This window comes from Streptomyces sp. NPDC031426 (genome assembly GCF_055581585.1).
In genome coordinates, this window is record NZ_JBVIJE010000006.1 from 1 (window position 1) to 19,159 (window position 19,159).

Annotated in this window: 21 protein-coding genes and 1 riboswitch; of the genes, 8 read left to right on the forward strand and 13 right to left on the reverse strand. The window is 69.9% G+C overall.

Going from position 1 to position 19,159, the window contains the following annotated elements; translation table 11 throughout:
• Nucleotides 1-205: 205 nt before the first annotated feature.
• Entirely contained in the window at nt 206-1,033 is an 828-nt protein-coding gene (locus ACZ5NH_RS13160; RefSeq protein WP_468775454.1) for a DMT family transporter, read from the reverse strand.
• Between the two features lie 125 nt (nt 1,034-1,158).
• Here ACZ5NH_RS13160 and ACZ5NH_RS13165 point away from each other — a divergent pair, with 125 nt between their 5' ends.
• Nucleotides 1,159-1,506: a hypothetical protein gene (locus ACZ5NH_RS13165; protein WP_468775456.1), complete on the forward strand. Its 348-nt coding sequence runs from the start codon at nt 1,159-1,161 to the stop codon at nt 1,504-1,506.
• 13 nt (nt 1,507-1,519) lie between these two features.
• Nucleotides 1,520-2,704, forward strand: a complete 1,185-nt coding sequence (locus tag ACZ5NH_RS13170; RefSeq protein ID WP_468774911.1) for a glutathionylspermidine synthase family protein — start codon at nt 1,520-1,522, stop codon at nt 2,702-2,704.
• Between the two features lie 9 nt (nt 2,705-2,713).
• On the opposite strand, the gene rocD is transcribed toward ACZ5NH_RS13170, so the two are convergent.
• Nucleotides 2,714-3,919, reverse strand: a complete 1,206-nt coding sequence (gene rocD, locus ACZ5NH_RS13175) for an ornithine--oxo-acid transaminase (RefSeq protein ID WP_388619879.1) — start codon at nt 3,917-3,919, stop codon at nt 2,714-2,716.
• A 114-nt stretch (nt 3,920-4,033) separates the two neighbouring features.
• Nucleotides 4,034-4,122, forward strand: a riboswitch (ZMP/ZTP riboswitch).
• Between the two features lie 30 nt (nt 4,123-4,152).
• On the opposite strand from rocD, the gene ACZ5NH_RS13180 reads away from it, so the two are divergent.
• The 3 genes from ACZ5NH_RS13180 to ACZ5NH_RS13190 all read left to right on the forward strand — a co-directional run bounded on the left by ACZ5NH_RS13180 (nt 4,153) and on the right by ACZ5NH_RS13190 (nt 7,508).
• Complete coding sequence (locus ACZ5NH_RS13180; RefSeq protein ID WP_468774914.1) at nt 4,153-5,604, forward strand: glycine hydroxymethyltransferase; 1,452 nt, start codon at nt 4,153-4,155, stop codon at nt 5,602-5,604.
• A 128-nt stretch (nt 5,605-5,732) separates the two neighbouring features.
• Complete coding sequence (gene trpS / locus ACZ5NH_RS13185) at nt 5,733-6,749, forward strand: tryptophan--tRNA ligase (protein WP_468774916.1); 1,017 nt, start codon at nt 5,733-5,735, stop codon at nt 6,747-6,749.
• 177 nt (nt 6,750-6,926) lie between these two features.
• Nucleotides 6,927-7,508: a 2'-5' RNA ligase family protein gene (locus ACZ5NH_RS13190; RefSeq protein WP_388619886.1), complete on the forward strand. Its 582-nt coding sequence runs from the start codon at nt 6,927-6,929 to the stop codon at nt 7,506-7,508.
• A gap of 7 nt (nt 7,509-7,515) precedes the next feature.
• On the opposite strand, the gene ACZ5NH_RS13195 is transcribed toward ACZ5NH_RS13190, so the two are convergent.
• A complete protein-coding gene (locus ACZ5NH_RS13195) occupies nt 7,516-8,256 on the reverse strand; it encodes a decaprenylphospho-beta-D-erythro-pentofuranosid-2-ulose 2-reductase (protein WP_468774918.1) in 741 nt (246 codons plus the stop codon).
• A 115-nt stretch (nt 8,257-8,371) separates the two neighbouring features.
• Between ACZ5NH_RS13195 and ACZ5NH_RS13200 the strand changes: the two genes are divergently transcribed.
• Nucleotides 8,372-9,292, forward strand: coding sequence for a YihY/virulence factor BrkB family protein (locus ACZ5NH_RS13200; protein ID WP_468774920.1), 921 nt, complete (start codon nt 8,372-8,374; stop codon nt 9,290-9,292).
• On the opposite strand, the gene ACZ5NH_RS13205 is transcribed toward ACZ5NH_RS13200, so the two are convergent.
• The gene (locus ACZ5NH_RS13205) at nt 9,240-10,463 is read right to left on the reverse strand and encodes a D-alanyl-D-alanine carboxypeptidase family protein (protein WP_468774922.1); all 1,224 of its coding nucleotides are present in this window, start codon (nt 10,461-10,463) and stop codon (nt 9,240-9,242) included. The genes ACZ5NH_RS13200 and ACZ5NH_RS13205 overlap by 53 nt on opposite strands.
• A gap of 91 nt (nt 10,464-10,554) precedes the next feature.
• On the opposite strand from ACZ5NH_RS13205, the gene ACZ5NH_RS13210 reads away from it, so the two are divergent.
• Entirely contained in the window at nt 10,555-10,794 is a 240-nt protein-coding gene (locus tag ACZ5NH_RS13210) for an SCO4848 family membrane protein (protein ID WP_388619897.1), read from the forward strand.
• A gap of 201 nt (nt 10,795-10,995) precedes the next feature.
• Nucleotides 10,996-12,555 carry an ABC transporter substrate-binding protein gene (locus ACZ5NH_RS13215; RefSeq protein WP_468774924.1) on the forward strand — a complete coding sequence of 520 codons (1,560 nt, stop codon included), beginning with the start codon at nt 10,996-10,998 and terminating at the stop codon, nt 12,553-12,555.
• On the opposite strand, the gene ACZ5NH_RS13220 is transcribed toward ACZ5NH_RS13215, so the two are convergent.
• From ACZ5NH_RS13220 to ACZ5NH_RS13260, 9 genes are all read right to left on the reverse strand, one after another.
• On the reverse strand, nt 12,556-13,302 hold the full coding sequence (locus ACZ5NH_RS13220) for a TetR/AcrR family transcriptional regulator (RefSeq protein ID WP_388619902.1): 747 nt from the start codon (nt 13,300-13,302) through the stop codon (nt 12,556-12,558).
• 36 nt (nt 13,303-13,338) lie between these two features.
• Complete coding sequence (locus ACZ5NH_RS13225; RefSeq protein WP_388619905.1) at nt 13,339-13,848, reverse strand: thiol-disulfide oxidoreductase DCC family protein; 510 nt, start codon at nt 13,846-13,848, stop codon at nt 13,339-13,341.
• 5 nt (nt 13,849-13,853) lie between these two features.
• On the reverse strand, nt 13,854-14,261 hold the full coding sequence (locus ACZ5NH_RS13230) for a hypothetical protein (RefSeq protein WP_388619907.1): 408 nt from the start codon (nt 14,259-14,261) through the stop codon (nt 13,854-13,856).
• A gap of 84 nt (nt 14,262-14,345) precedes the next feature.
• A complete protein-coding gene (locus ACZ5NH_RS13235; protein ID WP_468774927.1) occupies nt 14,346-14,756 on the reverse strand; it encodes a VOC family protein in 411 nt (136 codons plus the stop codon).
• A gap of 103 nt (nt 14,757-14,859) precedes the next feature.
• A complete protein-coding gene (locus ACZ5NH_RS13240) occupies nt 14,860-15,639 on the reverse strand; it encodes a succinate dehydrogenase iron-sulfur subunit (protein WP_388619912.1) in 780 nt (259 codons plus the stop codon).
• The gene (gene sdhA / locus ACZ5NH_RS13245; protein ID WP_451553981.1) at nt 15,639-17,393 is read right to left on the reverse strand and encodes a succinate dehydrogenase flavoprotein subunit; all 1,755 of its coding nucleotides are present in this window, start codon (nt 17,391-17,393) and stop codon (nt 15,639-15,641) included. The genes ACZ5NH_RS13240 and sdhA overlap by 1 nt, the downstream gene beginning before the upstream one ends.
• Before the next feature lie 19 nt (nt 17,394-17,412).
• The gene (locus ACZ5NH_RS13250) at nt 17,413-17,895 is read right to left on the reverse strand and encodes a succinate dehydrogenase hydrophobic membrane anchor subunit (RefSeq protein ID WP_388619917.1); all 483 of its coding nucleotides are present in this window, start codon (nt 17,893-17,895) and stop codon (nt 17,413-17,415) included.
• A 5-nt stretch (nt 17,896-17,900) separates the two neighbouring features.
• Complete coding sequence (sdhC, locus tag ACZ5NH_RS13255; protein WP_275883871.1) at nt 17,901-18,281, reverse strand: succinate dehydrogenase, cytochrome b556 subunit; 381 nt, start codon at nt 18,279-18,281, stop codon at nt 17,901-17,903.
• 192 nt (nt 18,282-18,473) lie between these two features.
• Nucleotides 18,474-19,046 (reverse strand): 2-oxo-4-hydroxy-4-carboxy-5-ureidoimidazoline decarboxylase, encoded by a 573-nt coding sequence (locus ACZ5NH_RS13260; RefSeq protein ID WP_388619920.1) that lies wholly within the window; start codon nt 19,044-19,046, stop codon nt 18,474-18,476.
• Nucleotides 19,047-19,159: the final 113 nt, after the last annotated feature.

Sequence of the window (19,159 nt, forward strand, 5' to 3'; positions counted from 1 at the left end):
GCGGTTGCGGCGTGCAGGGAGTCGTTCTTGGCCGCCTGGGTCTCGGCCGCCGCCTTCTGCGCGGCCTCCTTGGCCAGCTTCGCCGCCGTCACGGCACGCGCGGAGGCGTCCTTGGCCGCCTTGGTCTGCGCCGCCGCCTTGGCACCGGCCGTCGTGGCCTGCGCCGCCAGCTGCGCGACCGTGGCGTGCTGAACGTGCCACCCGCTCAGGCGGGCTGCTCCTCCGCGGGCGCCTCTCCGAATCGGGCCAGCAGCAGCGCGCCCGCCACGGCCACGGCGAACCCGAGGACCGCCAGCCAGGTCAGCCCCTCCCGCGTGCGGTCGCCCAGCCACACCACGCCCACCGCCGCCGGACCGATGGTCTCGCCGATCACCAGGCCGGCGGTCGCGGTCGTCACGGAGCCCCGCTGCAGGGCCGAGGTGAGCAATACGAACGCGGCGCCGCCCCCGAGCAGCAGTGCGTAGGTCGCCGGGTTGGTCAGCAGGTCCAGCGGCGCCAGGCTGTCGATCAGTCGGACCGACACCTCCACCACCCCGAACCCGAACCCGGCCCCGAGCCCGAGCACGAGCGCCCGGCTCGTGCCGGACAGCCGCCCGCCCGCGAACGCGAGCAGCAGCATGCCGACCGCGATCGCGAGCATCACGTACCGCAACGCGTCCGAACCGTCCTGGTTCCCCTCCGGCCCGGACGCCAGCCCCAGCATGGCGAGCCCGGCGCAGACCACGGCCACCGCGCTCCACTCCGTGCCGCTCAAGCGCACCCGCAGCAGGCGCGCCGCCACCACCGCGGTCACCGCCAGACTCGACGCCAGCGCCGCGCCGACCGCGTAGATCGGAAGCGACCGCAGGGCCGCGATCTGGAACAGGAAGCCCAGCCCGTCCAGCGCGAGCCCGGCGAGGTACCGCCACTGCCGCAGCGCCCGCAAGAGCAGTGCCGCCTCGCCGCCCTCGCCCGTACCGGCCTCGCGCGCCGCAACCGCCTGCAACACCGTCGCGGTGCCGAAGCAGACCGCCGCGCCAAGGGCGCACACCATTCCAAAGAGCACAAAGGGACTCTAGGAGATGGCTGATCCGGCCACCCCCTGTGGCCTGCCCTCTTACCGTTCTCTAGGCTGAACCGACAGTCCTAGGAATGGCGAGCACTCGGGGGAACACCACGATGGAGAACACGCGCCGCCGACTGCGCTCCGGCACGGTCGTCCTCGGCGGCATGGGCCTGCTGGCCGCCGCCCTCACCGCCTGCTCCTCCGACCCGGACAAGCGCTGCGTCGACCGCGACAGCTACACCTACGGCAAGGGCTACAAGGTCGTCTCCGACAAGAACTGCAAGACGTCCTCCCTCAAGACCTCGGTCGACGGCGGCTGGTACTACGGCGGCAAGAAGAAGGGCTCCTGGGTGAGCGGCGGCTCCTTCACCAGGCCCAGGTCGGGTTCGGGTGGCAGCCACGGCGGCACCGGAGTCCGCCGCGGTGGCTTCGGCGGCGGCCACCACAGCTCCGGCGGCTGACCGGCACCGGCCCATGGAACGCCGTACCACCGCCCCCCGCCCCGGCTGGCAGCGGACCGTCGAGGAGCAGGGGCTCGTCTACCCCCTGACCCGCCACCCCGACGGCTCCCTGCGCCCCTACTGGGACGAGAGCGCCTACTACGTCTTCACCCTGGACGAGATCGAGGCGCTGGAGGAGACCGTCGAGGAACTGCACCGCATGTGTCTCGCGGCCGCCGGGCACATCGTGGCCGAGGACCGGCTCGCCGACCTCGGCATCACCGACCCGCGCGTGGCCGCCGCCGTCACCGAGGCCTGGCGGCGCCGCGCCGAACTCCCCTCCGTCTACGGCCGGTTCGACCTCCGCTACGACGGCACCGGCCCGGCCAAGCTGCTGGAGTACAACGCCGACACCCCGACCTCGCTGGTGGAGGCCGCCTCCCCCCAGTGGTTCTGGATGGAGGACCGCTTTCCCGGCGCCGACCAGTGGAACTCCCTGCACGAACGCCTCGTCGAGGCCTGGCGGGCCCAGGCCGCGCTCCTTCCTCCCGGCAGCCCCCTGCACTTCGCGCACTCCTCGGCCGACGAGCTGGGCGAGGACCTGATGACGGTCGCCTATCTGAAGGAGACCGCCGAGCAGGCCGGCCTCGACACCGACTGGCTGTCCATGGAGGAGATCGGCTGGGACACCCTCTCCGGCCGCTTCGTGGACAACCAACTCCGGTTCATCCGCGGCATCTTCAAGCTCTACCCCTGGGAGTGGCTGACCACCGACGCCTTCGGCGGGCACGTCCTCGCCACCCTCGACAACGGCGGCGGCACTGGCAGCACCCTGTGGATCGAACCCGCCTGGAAGATGCTGCTCAGCAACAAGGCACTGCTGGCGATCCTCTGGGAGCTGTACCCCGGCCATCCCAACCTCCTCCCCGCCTACCTCGACGGCCCGCGCGAGCTGGCCTCCGCGCCCGGCTACGTCGCCAAACCGCTGCTCGGCCGCGAGGGCGAGGGCGTCACCGTGCACCGGCCGGGCGCCCCGGCCGTACTGCGCGACGAGCCCTGCTGCTACCAGCAGCTCGCCCCGCTGCCCGCCTTCGACGGCAACCATGTCGTCCTCGGCGCCTGGGTCGTCCGGGACGAGCCCGCCGGCCTCGGCATCCGCGAGTCCGCGGGCCTGATCACCGACGAGTACGCCCGCTTCCTGCCCCATGTGATCCTCTGACCCCCGCGCTCAGCCGCTCAGCACCGCCCGGAACCGCTCCAGCCCCCAGTCCAGGTCCTCCTCGCTGATCACCAGCGGCGGAGCGATCCGTACCGTGGCGCTGTGGGTGTCCTTCACCAGCACCCCGCGGTCCATCAGCCGCTCCGAGACCTCCCTCGCCGTGCCCACCTTCCGCGCGATGTCCACGCCCGCCCACAGCCCGCGCCCGCGCACCGCCGTCACCGCGCCCGTGTCCAGCAGCGCCCCCAGCGCCCGGTGCATCCGCTCGCCCAACTCGGCCGCCCGGGCCTGGAACTCGCCCGTGCGCAGCATCGCGATCACCTCCAGCGCCACCGCGCAGGCCAGCGGATTCCCGCCGAACGTCGACCCGTGCTCGTTCGGCCGGAACACCCCGAGCACCTCCGCGCTCGACACCACCGCCGACACCGGCACGATCCCGCCGCCCAGCGCCTTGCCCAGCACGTACATGTCCGGGACCACCCCCTCGTGCTCGCACGCGAAGGTCCGCCCGGTGCGGCCGAGACCCGACTGGACCTCGTCGGCGACGAACAGCACGTTCCGCTGGCGGGTCAGCTCCCGGACCGCGGGGAGGTATCCGGCCGGCGGCACGATCACCCCGTTCTCGCCCTGGATCGGCTCCAGCAGCACCGCGACGGTGTTCTCCGTCAGCGCCTGACGCATCGCCGTCAGATCGCCGTACGGCACGATCTCGAACCCCGGCGTGTACGGCCCGAAGTCCGCCCGGGCCTCCGGGTCGGTGGAGAAGCTGATGATCGTCGTCGTACGGCCGTGGAAGTTGCCGCCCGCGACCACGATCTTCGCCATCTCCGCGGGCACCCCCTTCACCCGGTAGCCCCACTTCCGGGCCGTCTTCACCGCGCTCTCCACCGCCTCCGCGCCGGTGTTCACGGGCAGCACCATCTCCATCCCGCACAGCTCGGCCAGCTCCGTGCAGAACGCCGCGAACCGGTCGTGCAGAAAGGCGCGGGACGTCAGCGTCACCCGCTCCAGCTGGGCCTTTGCCGCCTCGATCAGCCGCCGGTTGCCGTGCCCGAAGTTCAGCGCCGAGTAACCGGCCAGCAGATCCAGATACCGCCGCCCCTCCACATCCGTCATCCACGCCCCCTCCGCCGTGGCCACGACGACCGGCAGCGGACGGTAGGTGGGAGCACAGTGCGCCTCGGCGGCGCTGATGAGGTCTTCTGCAGCGGTCATGGCCTCTCCCGGATCCGACGAGAACACTTCGGGAACACGACGGTGACCTCTTTCCTATCGTCGCTCGCATGGTGGACGCGGGACCTGCGCCGTACGGCTCGCCCGGTAGGCTGATCAGCGGGTCGTGACTGGCGCGCTTGGGATGGGACGGACCATCGGGGAGCGGCCCCAGCGGGAAAGTGCCGTGCGCCTGGGCCGAACGTGAACGCTGTACACGCCGTCCGGAGGTCCTCATGCCAGAGCAGCAGTCCCTCTCCACCGAGTCCACCGCCTTCCGCGCCGCCCTCGACGTCATCCGCGCCGTGGAACCGCGCGTCGCCGACGCCATCGGCCAGGAGGTCGCCGACCAGCGCCAGATGCTCAAGCTGATCGCCTCCGAGAACTACGCCTCCCCGGCCACCTTGCTGGCGATGGGCAACTGGTTCAGCGACAAGTACGCCGAGGGCACCGTCGGCCGCCGCTTCTACGCCGGCTGCCGCAACGTCGACACCGTGGAGGCCCTGGCCGCCGAGTACGCCCGCGAACTCTTCGGCGCCCGCCACGCCTACGTCCAGCCGCACTCCGGCATCGACGCCAACCTCGTCGCCTTCTGGGCCGTCCTCGCCGACCGGGTCGAGGCGCCCTTCCTGGAGAAGACCGGCGCCCGCCAGGTCAACGACCTGACCGAGGCCGACTGGGCCGAGCTGCGGCAGGCCTTCGGCAACCAGCGCATGCTCGGCATGTCCCTGGACGCCGGCGGCCACCTCACCCACGGCTTCCGCCCGAACATCTCCGGCAAGATGTTCGACCAGCGCTCCTACGGCACCGACCCGGCCACCGGCCTGATCGACTACGACGCCCTGCGCGCCCAGGCCCGCGAGTTCAAGCCGCTGATCATCGTCGCCGGCTACTCGGCCTACCCCCGTCTGGTGAACTTCCGCGTCATGCGCGAGATCGCCGACGAGGTCGGCGCGACCCTGATGGTCGACATGGCGCACTTCGCGGGCCTCGTCGCCGGCAAGGTCCTCACCGGCGACTTCGACCCGGTCCCGCACGCCCAGATCGTCACCACCACCACCCACAAGTCGCTGCGCGGCCCGCGCGGCGGCATGGTCCTGTGCGACGACTCCCTCAAGGACCAGGTCGACCGCGGCTGCCCGATGGTCCTCGGCGGCCCGCTGCCGCACGTCATGGCCGCCAAGGCCGTCGCCCTCGCCGAGGCGCGGCAGCCCGCCTTCCAGGACTACGCCCAGCGCATCGTCGACAACTCCCGCGCCCTGGCCGAGGGCCTGATGCGGCGCGGCGCCACCCTGGTCACCGGCGGCACCGACAACCACCTCAACCTGATCGACGTCGCCACCTCCTACGGCCTCACCGGCCGCCAGGCCGAAGCGGCCCTCCTCGACTCGGGCATCGTCACCAACCGCAACGCCATCCCGGCCGACCCCAACGGCGCCTGGTACACCTCCGGCATCCGCATCGGCACGCCCGCCCTGACCACCCGCGGCCTCGGCACCGCCGAGATGGACGAGGTGGCGGGCCTGATCGACCGCGTCCTCACCACCACCGAGCCGGGCACCACCAAGTCGGGTGCCCCGTCCAAGGCGGCCCACGTCCTGGACGAGAAGGTCGCCCGGGAAATCGCCGGGCGGGCGACGGACCTGGTGGCGGGCTTCCCGCTGTATCCGCAGGTCGACCTGGGCTGAAGCGGCCCGTAAGAGGGCGGCGGGGCTGCATTCGACATGCGGCTCCGCCGCGCGGGCGCGAGGAACCACGGACCACGCGCACTTCCCCACGCCCAGAACCCCCCGTGCTCTCTGCGACAATGAAAAGCATGGCCACTGCTGATCGCCCCCGCGTGCTCTCCGGCATCCAGCCCACCGCCGGCTCGTTCCACCTCGGCAACTACCTCGGCGCCGTCCGCCAGTGGGTGGCCCTGCAGGAGACCCACGACGCGTTCTACATGGTCGTCGACCTGCACGCGATCACGGTCCCGCAGGACCCGAAGGAGCTGCGGGCCAACACCCGGCTCGCCACCGCGCAGCTGCTGGCCGCCGGTCTGGACCCGGACCGCTGCACCCTCTTCGTCCAGAGCCACGTCCCCGAGCACGCCCAGCTCGCCTGGATCATGAACTGCCTCACCGGCTTCGGCGAGGCCAGCCGCATGACCCAGTTCAAGGACAAGTCCGCCAAGCAGGGCGCCGACCGCGCCTCCGTAGGCCTGTTCACCTACCCGATCCTCCAGGTCGCCGACATCCTCCTCTACCAGGCGAACGAGGTGCCGGTCGGCGAGGACCAGCGCCAGCACATCGAGCTGACCCGCGACCTGGCCGAGCGCTTCAACGGCCGCTTCGGGCAGACGTTCACGATCCCGTCGCCGTACATCCTCAAGGAGACGGCGAAGATCTACGACCTGCAGGAACCGTCGATCAAGATGAGCAAGTCGGCGTCCACGCCGAAGGGCCTCATCAACCTGCTCGACGAGCCGAAGACCACCGCCAAGAAGGTCAAGAGCGCCGTCACCGACACCGACACCGTGATCCGCTACGACACGGAGAACAAGCCGGGCGTGTCGAACCTCCTCACCATCTACTCCACGCTCACCGGCAGGTCGATCGCCGACCTGGAGCGGGAGTACGAGGGCAAGATGTACGGCGCCCTCAAGACGGACCTCGCCGAGGTCATGGTCGAGTTCGTGACGCCGTTCCGGGAGCGCACCCAGCAGTACCTGGACGACTCCGAGACGCTCGACTCGATCCTCGCCAAGGGCGCGGAGAAGGCGCGCGCGGTCGCCGCGGAGACCCTCGCGCAGACGTACGAGCGCGTCGGTTTCCTGCCGGCGAAGCACTGAGCACGTACGGACCGGCACGCAGTCGCACGGACCGGCGCTGAGGCGCACGACCGTACCCACGTCCTACGGGGCAGAGCGCTGCACATCACTTCCGCCGCGCCTGCCTACAGGGCGGCCATGGCCGTACAGTCGATAGCCGACGGACGAGACAAAAACAGACACACGACAGGAGACGACGTGGGGACCGTAACGATCGGCGTCTCGATCGCGGTCCCGGAGCCTCACGGCAGCCTGCTCCAGGAGCGGCGCGCGGGCTTCGGCGACGCCGCGGCTCACGGGATCCCCACGCATGTCACGCTGTTGCCGCCGACCGAGGTCGACGAGAGCGAGCTGCCGGCCGTCGAGGCGCACCTCACCGAGGTCGCCGCGGCCGGGCGGCCGTTCCCCATGCGACTGTCCGGCACGGGCACGTTCCGTCCGCTGTCCCCGGTGGTCTACGTCCGCGTCGTCCAGGGCGCCGAGGACTGCACCCTGCTGCAGCAGCGGGTGCGGGACGCTTCCGGGCCGGTGGCGCGTGAGCTGCAGTTCCCGTACCACCCGCATGTCACCGTCGCGCACGGCATCGACGACGCGGCGATGGACCGTGCGTTCGAGGAACTGGCCGGATTCGACGCGCAGTGGCCGTGCACGGGGTTCGCGCTCTACGAGCAGGGCGCCGATGGGGTGTGGCGCAAGTTGCGGGAGTACACGTTCGGGGGATCCGTGGTGCCGTCGCAGGCCGGTGCGCTCCGTGGGGTGGGCCGCAGCGCGGTGTCGTAGGAGGCCCTCAGACGGGCAGCCGTCGGAACAGCGCCCTCGGCAGGTGCCGCAGCGCCGCCATCACCAGCCTCAGCGCTCCCGGCACCCACACCACCTCCGACCGCCTGCGCAAGCCCAGTTCGATCGCCGTGGCCACCGCCTCCGGGGTCGTCGAAAGCAGCCCCTCGCCCCGGACGTACCCGGGCCGCACGACCATGACGTGCACGCCCGTGCCGTGCAGGGCGTCGCCGAGGCCCTGGGCGAAGGTGTCGAGGCCGGCCTTGCTGGAGCCGTAGATGAAGTCGGCCCGGCGGGCCCGCTCGCCGGCGACGGAGGACAGCACCACGAGGGAGCCGTGCCCCTGGGTCTGCAGCGCGCGGCCGCCGACCAGGCCGGCGGAGACGGCTCCGGCGTAGTTGGTCCGCGCGACCTGGACGGCCCGTACCGGGTCACGTTCGTCGTGGGCCTGGTCGCCGAGGATGCCGAAGGCCAGCAGCACCATGTCGATGTCGCCCTCGGCGAAGACCTTGCCGAGGACGGCCTCGTGGGACTCGGGGTCGAGGGCGTCGAAGGCGACGGTACGGGTGTCCGCGCCGAGCGCGCGCAGACTCTCGGCGGCCTGTTCCAGGGCCGGTGACGGGCGGCCAGCGAGCCACACCGTGCGGGTGCGGCGGGCGATCAGCCGGCGCGTGGTGGCCAGCGCGATCTCGGACGTGCCGCCGAGGACGAGCAGGGACTGGGGGAGGCCGAAGGCGGTGTCTCCAGGCATGCCGTTGACCGTATCGTCCCTATATGAGGGATTGTTACTGAACATTCGCCCGCTCCACACAATGGGTGATTAGTGGGATGTCTTACGAGCGCGCGGTCGGGGGCAGGAACGGCTCATGGAGTGGCTGAAGAGACTCTCCGGCATCGGGCCCCTCGTGGTCCGGCTGATGGAGACGCACGCGTGGCACTGCTACGAACGGCTGGACCGGGTGAAGTGGACGCGGCTGGCCGCCGCCATGACGTTCATCAGCTTCGTGGCGCTGTTCCCGCTGCTCACCCTGGTCGCCGCGGTCAGCGCGGCCACGCTCAGCCCGGACCGGCAGAAGACCGTCGAGCACAAGATCGCCGAGCAGTTCCCCGGTGTCGTCTCCAGCCAACTGGACCTCACCTCGCTCGTCCAGAACGCCGGTACCGTCGGCGTCATCGCGGGCGCCGTGCTGCTGCTCACCGGCATCGGCTGGGTCGGCCAGACCCGGGACTGCCTGCGCGCGGTGTGGGAGCTGCCGGACCAGCAGCAGAACCCGGTGGTGGCCAAGGCCAAGGACGCCGGCATCCTGCTCGGCCTCGGCGGGGCCCTGCTGATCACGCTCGCCGCGTCCACGCTCGCCTCGGCCGCCGTCGGTGTCGTGTCGCGCAACCTCGGCCTGGCCGAGCACGGCTGGGGCAGTGTGCTGCTGCGGATCGCCGCGTTCGCCGTGGCCGTGCTCGGCGACTTCCTCGTCCTGCTCTACGTCCTGACCCTGCTGCCCGGTGTCGAGCCGCCGCGCCGCCGCCTGGTGGTGGCCGCACTGCTCGGCGCGGTCGGCTTCGAACTGCTGAAACTGCTGCTCAGCGGCTATATCCAGGGAGTCGCCGCGAAGAGCATGTACGGCGCGTTCGGCGTCCCCGTGGCGCTGCTGCTGTGGATCAACTTCACCGCGAAACTGATCCTGTTCTGCGCCTCCTGGACGGCGACCCACAGCACGGAGGCCGAAGGCGCCGACGTCACGGACGCGACCGGCGGCGCATCAGGTCCGGCAGCGGCCACCGGCGATTGATCAGGAACGCCGCGCCCGCGAGCAGCACCAGCACCCCGCCCGTGATGGCCGCGGCGGTGCCGATGCCCGAGCCGGAGTCGGCGGTGGCACCCGCCACCGGCTTGGCGCCGGAGCCGTCGCCGCCCGTGGACTGCCCGGCGGAGGTGCCGGCCCCCGGGCTCGGCAGGGCGCTCTTCGGCGGCACCAGCTCACCCACCGGCCTGACCTTGCCGGCCGCCCGGAAGCCCCAGTCGAACAGCTTGGCGGTCTCCTTGTAGACCTCGTTGTGCTCGCGCTTGTCCGGGTGCATCACGGTGACGAGCAGCACCCGGCCGTTGCGCTCGGCGACCCCGGTGAAGGTCGCGCCCGCGTTGCTGGTGTTGCCGTTCTTCACACCCGCGATGCCCTGGTAGACGGGCACGTCGATGTCACCGCTCAGCAGCCGGTTGGTGTTGCGGATCTCGCCCGACTCGAACCTGGCGCTGACGGTCGAGCAGTAGTCGCGGAAGTCCTTCTTCTGCAGCCCGGACCGGGCGAACAGCGTCAGGTCGTACGCCGACGACAGCTGCCCCGGCTCGTCGTAGCCGTCGGGCGAGACCACGTGCGTGTCCAGGGCCTGCAGTTCGTCGGCGTGGTCCTGCATGTCCTTGACGGTCTGCGGGACTCCGTGGTTCATCGCGGCCAGTGTGTGCACGGCGTCGTTGCCCGAGCGCAGGAAGACCCCGAGCCACAGGTCGTGGACGGAGTAGGTGTGCCCCTCCTTTATCCCGACCACGCTGGAGCCGGCACCCATGCCCGCGAGGTCGGACGGCGCCACCTTGTGCCTCTCGTCCTTCGGGAAGCGGGGCAGCAGGGTGTCCGCGAACAGCATCTTCAGCGTGCTCGCCGGGGGCAGCCGCCAGTGCGCGTTGTGTGCGGCGAGCACCTCGCCGGACTCGGCGTCGGTGACGATCCACGACCGCGCGGTGAGGTCCTTCGGCAGTACCGGGACACCGGGCGCGAGATCGACCTGGGTGCCGGGCTGCCCCAGCCGGTCGCCGCCCACGGTCGACATGTGAGCCGGGGGTGTGGCCGCCGGGCTCGTCGAGGGGGCCGGGGCGGCGAGGGCGGCGGGCGCGGTGACGGAGAGGGACAGCAGGGTGGCGGAGGTGACCACCAGCGATCGCGGGCCGATCTTCTTCGGAGCAAGCACGGTCGAGAAAGTACCTTTTGTCGGCTGTGCAGTTCCATGACCCACCTCACCCCCGACACGGAACGGAACGGCGAGCGGCAATACTGGTCGCATGAAGCTCAGCCGCCCGGTCTCCTGGTTCCTGCTCGCGTTCGGGGTGTGGTCCTGGGTCATCTGGGTCACTTTCGTCAAGAACCTGGTCAAGGACAGCAGCGGGCTGGCCTTCGACAACGGTCACCCGACCGCGTACTTCTGGGTGCACCTGCTGCTCGCGGTCGTTTCCTTCGTATTGGGGACGGCCATCGGGGTCATCGGGTTGCGCGGACTGCGCGCACTGCGCCGGACGTCATAGCGGACGGAACCGCTCCCACGTCTGTGAAGACGCTGTGAAACCCGGGGGAAACAACGCCTCGGTAAGTTCTTTCTCCATCTGGTCAGAAAGCCCTTCCCTCAGGAGAAACCCGTGTGATTAGGTGAGCCGCGCCACTAGGGGGTGGCGAAATCGTGCTGGCCAGGGGTAGGGCCTTTGAAGGGGCCTGGGGAGGGCACCACCATGCGATCTGTTCGCATGCGCGTTCTCGTGACACTGCTTGTGCTCGCGGTCGCGGGAATCGGCGGCTGGCAGCTTCTGCCGTCGCAGGGCAACAAGAACAAGACCATCTCGGTCGGTACGACGGACGCCGTCACGGACCTCGACCCGGCGGGCGCCTACGACGCCGGGTCCTGGGCCCTGTTCAGCAATGTCTTCCAGTCGCTGCTGACGTTCGAGCCGGGCGGCGTCGAGCCGGTCCCGGACGCGGCGAAGAGCTGCGCCTTCGAGGGCAGCGGTCTGCGGACGTACCAGTGCACACTCCGCCCCGGGATCACCTTCCCGAGCGGACGCGCGATGACGGCCGAGGACGTGAAGTACTCGTTCGACCGGGTCAAGAAGATCAACTCCGATGTCGGCCCGGCGTCGCTGTTCTCCACGCTCGCCTCGGTGACCGCCGACAGCGCGACGACCGTCACCTTCCATCTGTCGTCCGCGGACGCCACCTGGCCGCTGAAGGTCGCCACGGGCGCCGGAGCGATCGTGGACAAGGACAAGTACCCGGCCGACTCGCTGCGCACCGACACCGCCGTCGACGGCACCGGCCCGTACACACTCTCGTCGTACACCAAGGACCAGAAGGCCGTACTCCAGCCGAACAGCCGCTACGAGGGCTACCTCAGCGGCTCCGGCCGCCCGATCGAGCTGCGCTACTACGCCGACTCCGCGAAGCTCGACAGCGCCTGGAAGGAGGGGCAGGTCGACGTCGCCACCCGGGAGCTGCCGCCGAGCGTGCTCTCCGCGCTGAACCCGAGCGACCCCAACAAGCGGGTCACCGAGTCCGACAGCGCCGAGACCCGCAACCTGTACCTCAACACGCGCGCCAACTCCCCCTTGCACGACGTGCGGGTGCGCCGCGCGATGGCCTGGCTGGTCAACCGCGAGCAGCTCGCCTCGACGGTCTACGAGGGCACGGTCGACCCGCTGTACTCGCTGATCCCGGCCGGCATCACCGGCCACACCACGTCCTTCTTCGACGACTACCCGGCGCAGAGCGCGCAGAAGGCGCGGGCGCTGCTCACCCAGGCCGGGGTGTCCCTGCCCGTCCGGTTCACCTTCGGCTACGGGAAGAACCGGGGCGTCGGCGAGCAGGAGGCCGCGGCGCTGAAGCAGCAGCTGGAGGCCGGCGGCCTGTTCAAGGTGGACGTCCAGGGGTACGAGTGGACCGACTTCCAAAAGCGTTGGGCCAACGGGAAGATTGACGCGTGGGCGGTCGGCTGGGTGCCCGACTATCCCGACCCGGACACCTTCGGCGCCGCGCTCGTCGGCACCGGCTCCACGATGAGCACCGGGTACAGCAACAAGCTGGTCGACCATCTCATCCTGGACAGCCAGCAGTACGCCGACCGCAGCCGGGCCGCGAGCGACTTCAAGGACATCCAGGCGGACGTCGCCCAGGACGTCCCGCTGATCCCGCTGTGGCAGCGCAAGGAGTACGTGGTCAGCACCGAGGACGTGGGCGGCAGCCAGTACCTGGACGACGGCACGGGCGTCTTCCGCCTGTGGCGGCTGAACTGGATCTGATCAGCCCTCGCCGCTCCTCCTGGTCCTGGGATCCGGCAGCGCCCGGGTCATCCCGGGCAGGAAGTCCGTGAACAGCTCATGGACCTCCAGGACCAGGGGGCGCAGCACACGGAAGCGGGCGAGCGCCACCCCGCGGGCGGTCAGCCGGGCGCCGCGCCGGGCCAGCCGGTAGCTGCGCTCGCGCCCTTCCGTCCGGTCGAAGACCCAGTACAGGACCAGCCCCATCTGGGAGAGCCACATCAACTCCGGGAGGACCTCCCGCAGTTCGGGGGCGACCTTGGACCTGGAACCGGCCAGCACCTCCCGGTGGACGGCGATCGCCTGCTCACGGGCGGGTGCGCTCTCCGGGGAGAAGGGGCTGAGCGGGCTGTCGGGGTCGGCGGCGTTCTTGAAGAACTGCACGGCGAACTCGTGGTACGGCCGGGCGATGTCGAGCCAGACGGTCAGCACGCCCGCGAGCCGTGCCTCCAGGTCGGTCTCCCGGTCCAGGACCTCGCGGACCGCTCGCTGGTGCTCGGCGGCGATCCGGTCGTAGAAGCCCTGGATCAGGTGTTCCTTGCCCTCGAAGTAGTAGTAGGCGTTGCCGACGGAGACCCCGGCCTCCTTGGCGATGGCCCGCATGGTGGTCTTGTCGTACCCGCGCTCCTGGAACAACCGCATCGCGGTCTCCAGGATCAGCGCGCGGGTCTGCTCGGACTTGCTGCTGGGGGAGCCGGCCGTCTCGGGGCCGTCGTTCTTCGCGGGCACGGTAGAAGAGCCTAACGAGTACGGCAGAAGGGCCGCCTAACCGGTGGCGCGGGCTCCGCCGGAGCAGGAGGGCGGCTCGAAGCTCCAGCCGGTGTCCGGACGGTAGACCCACCCGTCTTGCCGCCGGTAGACCGTCCCACCCCAGTTCCACCCGGGGTCGCGCCGCTGCGCGCCCCGCCATCTCGCCGCCGCCAGCACCGCGCCGCGGGCGAGCCGGGCGCCGGACGGGGTGCTCAGCCGGTGGGCAAGGGGCCGGTGCTCGCGCAGGGCCCAGAGGACGACGATCCAGGCACGGGAGCCCCGGTAGACCTGGCCGAAGTCGCCGACGACGGTGACCTCGTCGAGCGTGGCCGCGTGGTCGAGCCCGGGGAAGCGGGCCCGGGCCCGGTCCGAGCCGGCCGGCACCAGGTCCAGCGGCACCAGCTGCGGCTGCCGGCTGAGCCAGTCCCGCAGATGGGTGCACAGCCCGCACTCGGCGTCGTACAGGACGGTGAGCCGGCGGACCGGGACGCCCCCCGTGACGCCCCGGTCCTCAGTGGTGGTCATGGCGGTCAGACCCCGGCCGCCGGGGCGATCCACTCCTGTGGGTCGACCGGCGGCCGCTCCTCGCGCTCCATGATCCCGCGCCGCCGGATCCGGTTGAGCACGTACACATTGCCCAGGTGCATCACACCGAGCACCAGCAGGACCACGCCCAGCTTGGTCGACAGGGCCTCGAAGATGCCGCGGGTGTCGTCGATCGTCTCGTCCCCGCTCAGGTACAGCGCCACGAAGCCGAGGTTGACCAGGTAGAAGCCGACGACCAGGAGGTGGTTGACGGCATCCGCGAGCTTCTCGTTGCCGCGCAGTACGTCGGCCAGGAAGATCCGGCCGTTGTGGCTGAGCGTGCGGGCCACCCAGATGGTCAGCGAGATGCTGACGACCAGGTAGATGACGTAGGCGATGACCGTGCGGTCCATGCCCCCACCCCTTCTTGAACGCGTTCAAAACGCTGACAGGGATGACTGTAGCCCGGTTTTTGAACATGTTCAACTCAATGGTGCTCAGCTTCTGCGCCCCAGTTCCGGGCGTTTGCTGTAGTCCGTGAACCCGAGGACGTTGCCCCAGGGGTCGGCGATCTCCACTGCCCAGCCGGTGGCCACCGGGAGCACCTCGTCCAGTGGCGCGACACCGGCGGCGGCCAGCCTCCGCGCCGCCGCTCGCGCGTCCGGCACCTCCAGCCAGATGCGCGGCGCCGGCCAGGGCGGCGACCGGTGCCCCAGGGTCTCCTCGGCGCACAGCAGGATCCCCGGGGTCTCCTTGCCGATCTTCAGCAGGGCGATCCCGCCCTCGTCGAACCGGAACTCGACACCGAACCCGGCCCGCTCGTAGAACCCGACGGCCTCGCCGAGGTCGCCGACGGGGAGCAGCACGTTGTCGAAACCGAGCAGTTCGTACGACTCGTCGTCTGACATGTCGTCACATTAGAACCGTCGAGCGATGAAATCCGACAAAAACGCCCGAGGGCCCTGCTTCCGAACACTCGGAAGCAGGGCCCTCGGGCAGGCGCCGGGACGATCAGTAGCGGCGCGTGATCAGCGCGCGCTTCACTTCCTGGATCGCCTTGGTGACCTCGATACCGCGCGGGCAGGCGTCCGTGCAGTTGAAGGTCGTACGGCAACGCCACACGCCGTCACGGTCGTTCAGGATCTCCAGGCGCTGCTCGCCCGCCTCGTCACGGCTGTCGAAGATGAAGCGGTGGGCGTTCACGATCGCGGCCGGACCGAAGTACTGGCCGTCGTTCCAGAACACCGGGCAGGACGACGTGCACGCGGCGCACAGGATGCACTTGGTGGTGTCGTCGAAGCGCTCGCGGTCCTCGGCCGACTGAAGCCGCTCACGGGTCGGCTCGTTCGTGTCTTTGGTGACCAGGAACGGCATGACGTCCCGGTACGCCTGGAAGAACGGCTCCATGTCCACGACCAGGTCCTTCAGGACCGTCAGGCCCTTGATGGGCTCGATCGTGATCGGCTTCTCGGGGTTGATGTCCTTGATCAGCGTCTTGCAGGCAAGGCGGTTCTTGCCGTTGATCCGCATCGCGTCCGAGCCGCAGATGCCGTGCGCGCACGAGCGGCGGAAGGTGAGGGTGCCGTCGATGTCCCACTTGATCTTGTGGAGGCCGTCGAGGACACGCTCCTTCGGGTCGATCTCCAGCTGGAAGTCTTCCCAGGCCGCCTCCGCCGAGACCTCCGGGTTGAACCGGCGGACCCGGAAGGTGACCGTGATGTAGGGGGAGTCGGCGAAACCGGGCTCGGGCTTGCCGGCCGCCTCTTCCTTGTCCAGAACAGGGGTAGCCATCAGTACTTACGCTCCATCGGCTGGTAGCGGGTCTGGACGACCGGCTTGTAGTCGAGACGGACGGTTTCCGAGCCGTCGGCGCCGACCTCGCGGTACGCCATGGTGTGGCGCATGAAGTTGACGTCGTCGCGGTTCGGGTAGTCCTCGCGGTAGTGACCGCCGCGGGACTCCTTGCGGGCCAGCGCCGAGACGGCCATGACCTCGGCCAGGTCCAGCAGGTTGCCCAGCTCGATGGCCTCCAGCAGGTCGGTGTTGAACCGCTTGCCCTTGTCCTGGATCGCCACGTTCTTGTAGCGCTCGCGCAGCTCGGCGATCTTCTCGACCGCCGTCTTGATCGTCTGCTCGGTGCGGAACACCATGACGTTCGCGTCCATGGTCTCCTGCAGCTCACGACGGAGCGTGGCCACCCGCTCGTTGCCGGTGGAGCCCCGCAGCCGCTCGATCTGCTCGACGACCAGGGACTCCGGGTTCTCCGGCAGCTCGACGAAGTCCGCCTTGCCGGCGTACTCGGCGGCGGCGATGCCCGCACGGCGGCCGAAGACGTTGATGTCCAGCAGCGAGTTGGTGCCGAGGCGGTTGGCGCCGTGCACGGAGACACAGGCGACCTCGCCGGCCGCGTACAGGCCCGGGACGACGGTGGTGTTGTCCGCAAGGACCTCACCCTCGACGTTGGTCGGGATGCCGCCCATCGCGTAGTGCGCGGTCGGCTGGATCGGGATCGGGTCCGTGTACGGCTCGATACCGAGGTAGGTGCGCGCGAACTCGGTGATGTCCGGCAGCTTGGCGTCCAGCTGCTCCGGCGGGAGGTGGGTCAGGTCGAGGTAGACGTGGTCGCCCTCGGGACCACAGCCGCGGCCCTCGCGGATCTCCGTGTAGATGGAGCGGGACACGACGTCACGGGACGCCAGGTCCTTCATGACGGGAGCGTACTTCTCCATGAAGCGCTCGCCGTCCTTGTTGCGCAGGATGCCGCCCTCACCGCGGGCGCCCTCGGTGAGCAGGATGCCCATGCGCCAGATGCCGGTCGGGTGGAACTGGAAGAACTCCATGTCCTCCAGCGGCAGACCCCGGCGGTAGACGGCGGCCTGGCCGTCACCGGTGAGGGTGTGCGCGTTGGAGGTCACCTTGAAGAACTTGCCGCAGCCGCCGGAGGCGTAGATGACGGCCTTCGCCTGGAAGACGTGGATCTCACCGGTCGCCAGCTCGTAGGCGACCACACCGGCGGAGCGCTTGACTCCGTCGACCTCGGTGATCAGCTGGTCCAGGACGTAGAACTCGTTGAAGAACTCCACGCCCTCCTTGACGCAGTTCTGGTACAGCGTCTGGAGGATCATGTGGCCGGTGCGGTCCGCCGCGTAGCAGGACCGGCGGACCGGCGCCTCGCCGTGGTTGCGGGAGTGACCGCCGAAGCGGCGCTGGTCGATGGTGCCGTTCGGGGTCCGGTTGAACGGCAGGCCCATCTTCTCCAGGTCGAGGACGGCGTCGATGGCCTCCTTCGCCAGGATCTCGGCGGCGTCCTGGTCGACCAGGTAGTCACCGCCCTTGACCGTGTCGAAGGTGTGCCACTCCCAGTTGTCCTCCTCCACGTTGGCGAGCGCGGCGGCCATACCGCCCTGCGCGGCGCCCGTGTGGGAGCGGGTGGGGTAGAGCTTGGTCAGCACGGCGGTGCGGCTGCGCTTCGTCGCCTCGATGGCGGCGCGCATGCCCGCGCCACCGGCGCCGACGATGACGGTGTCGTACTTGTGGATCTTCATGATTCTCGCAGCCCCGTGCCTAGCGGATGTTCGGGTCGAAGGTGAAGATCACCAGCGTGCCCAGCAGGATGGTCCACACCGTGGCGGTGTACAGCAGGGCCTTCAGCCACATGCGGGACGCAGGCCGCTCGGCGTAGTCGTTGATGACCGTGCGCAGGCCGTTGGCGCCATGCAGCATCGCGAGCCACAGCATCAGCAGGTCCCAGACCTGCCACCAGGGGGACGCCCAGCGGCCGGCCACGAAGGCGAAGCCGATCTTGGAGACACCACCGTCCAGCACGAGCTGGATCAGCAGGTGGCCGAGGACCAGGACGACCAGCACGATGCCGGACAGGCGCATGAACAGCCAGGCCGCCAGCTCGAAGTTGCCCCGGGTCGACTTCGGGGACTTCTTGGTCCGCTTGCGCGGCGCCTCGATCAGCGGGGCCGGGTTGTCGACGGTGTAGACGGGGGCGCCCTCGACGGGGCCGACGCCGGACGCGGTGGTTTCAGTCGTGGACATCGGCGTCAGCTCCCAAAGAGAACGCGGGCGGCGTGGCCGAGGACCGGGTAGATCGCGCCGACCATCAGGACGACCCAGACACCCATCACGCTCCAGAACATCTGCTTCTGGTAGCGCGGACCCTTCGACCAGAAGTCGACGGCGATGACACGCAGGCCGTTGAGCGCGTGGAAGAGGATGGCGGCGACGAGGCCGTACTCCAGCAGCGCGACGATCGGCGTCTTGTACGTGGCTACGACCTTGTCGTAGTCCTCGGGGGAGACACGCACGAGAGCGGTGTCCAGCACGTGAACGAACAGGAAGAAGAAAATGAGGACGCCGGTGACTCGGTGAGCCACCCAGGACCACATTCCTTCCCGGCCGCGGTACAGCGTTCCAGCCGGCACGGAAGTCCCTCCGGGAGCGGGGATTGGGGCCGCGCCGGCTTCGGTGTCGGGCGGGCCCGGCCGGGTACGGTCCACCGGCCCCCAGCATCGTAGCCATGCGCTGCGCCGTGCTTTACGGGGGGCCTACCTTGTGTGATCAAATTGGCACCGGATGGGGGAGCGGTCCAGCGGCCACTGGAGTGGTATGCCCTCTTATCCGCCGGGTGCGGGTGCCTTGCTGCTGTTCGCGCCCCGCGGCGGAGCCGCTGATGGATGCGGCCCCGCGCCCCTCAGGCAGGTGGCCAGTCTGCCTCTTGCGAGGCGCCGTAGCTCCTCTGCCGCTATCACCCGTTCCTCCTCCGGATCGTTTGTCAAACGTGATCGGATCGCCTCGAGGGTGTGGTCGAGGGTTTCGTCCGGCGGGACATCGCCCAGATAGATGACGAACCCGTGTCCGAATCGGGCCTCGTACGCCGCGTGGGCCGCGCTCAGGGCCATGTGGGCCGCCGAATAGGTGTCCTCTGGCAGCTCCGGGAGCGACTCTCCGGCCAGGGCCGCCGCCAGGTCGGCCGGTGACAGGTCGTACGCCGCCTCGTCCGCCGCGGCCAGGAGGGAGTCCAGGTCGGGGTAGGGGCGGTGGTCCGCGACCCGGTGGGCCCAGGGCAGGCTGCGCAGGCAGTGCAGCAGGAGGGCGCGTGCCTCGTCGGCGGGTGCCGCGTTGAAGGCGTCCAGGGGCTTGGGGAGATACGGGAGACGGTGGGCGGGCAGCGTGGGTCCTCGCGTCACATGTGGCGTGGCAGGGGATGCTGTGAAAGGTGTGTCGTCAGGTTATCGAGAGTGGTCACGGTGTGTCCGTGAGGTGCCTGAAAGTTCACTCGGACGGAAGAGTTTCAGAACGT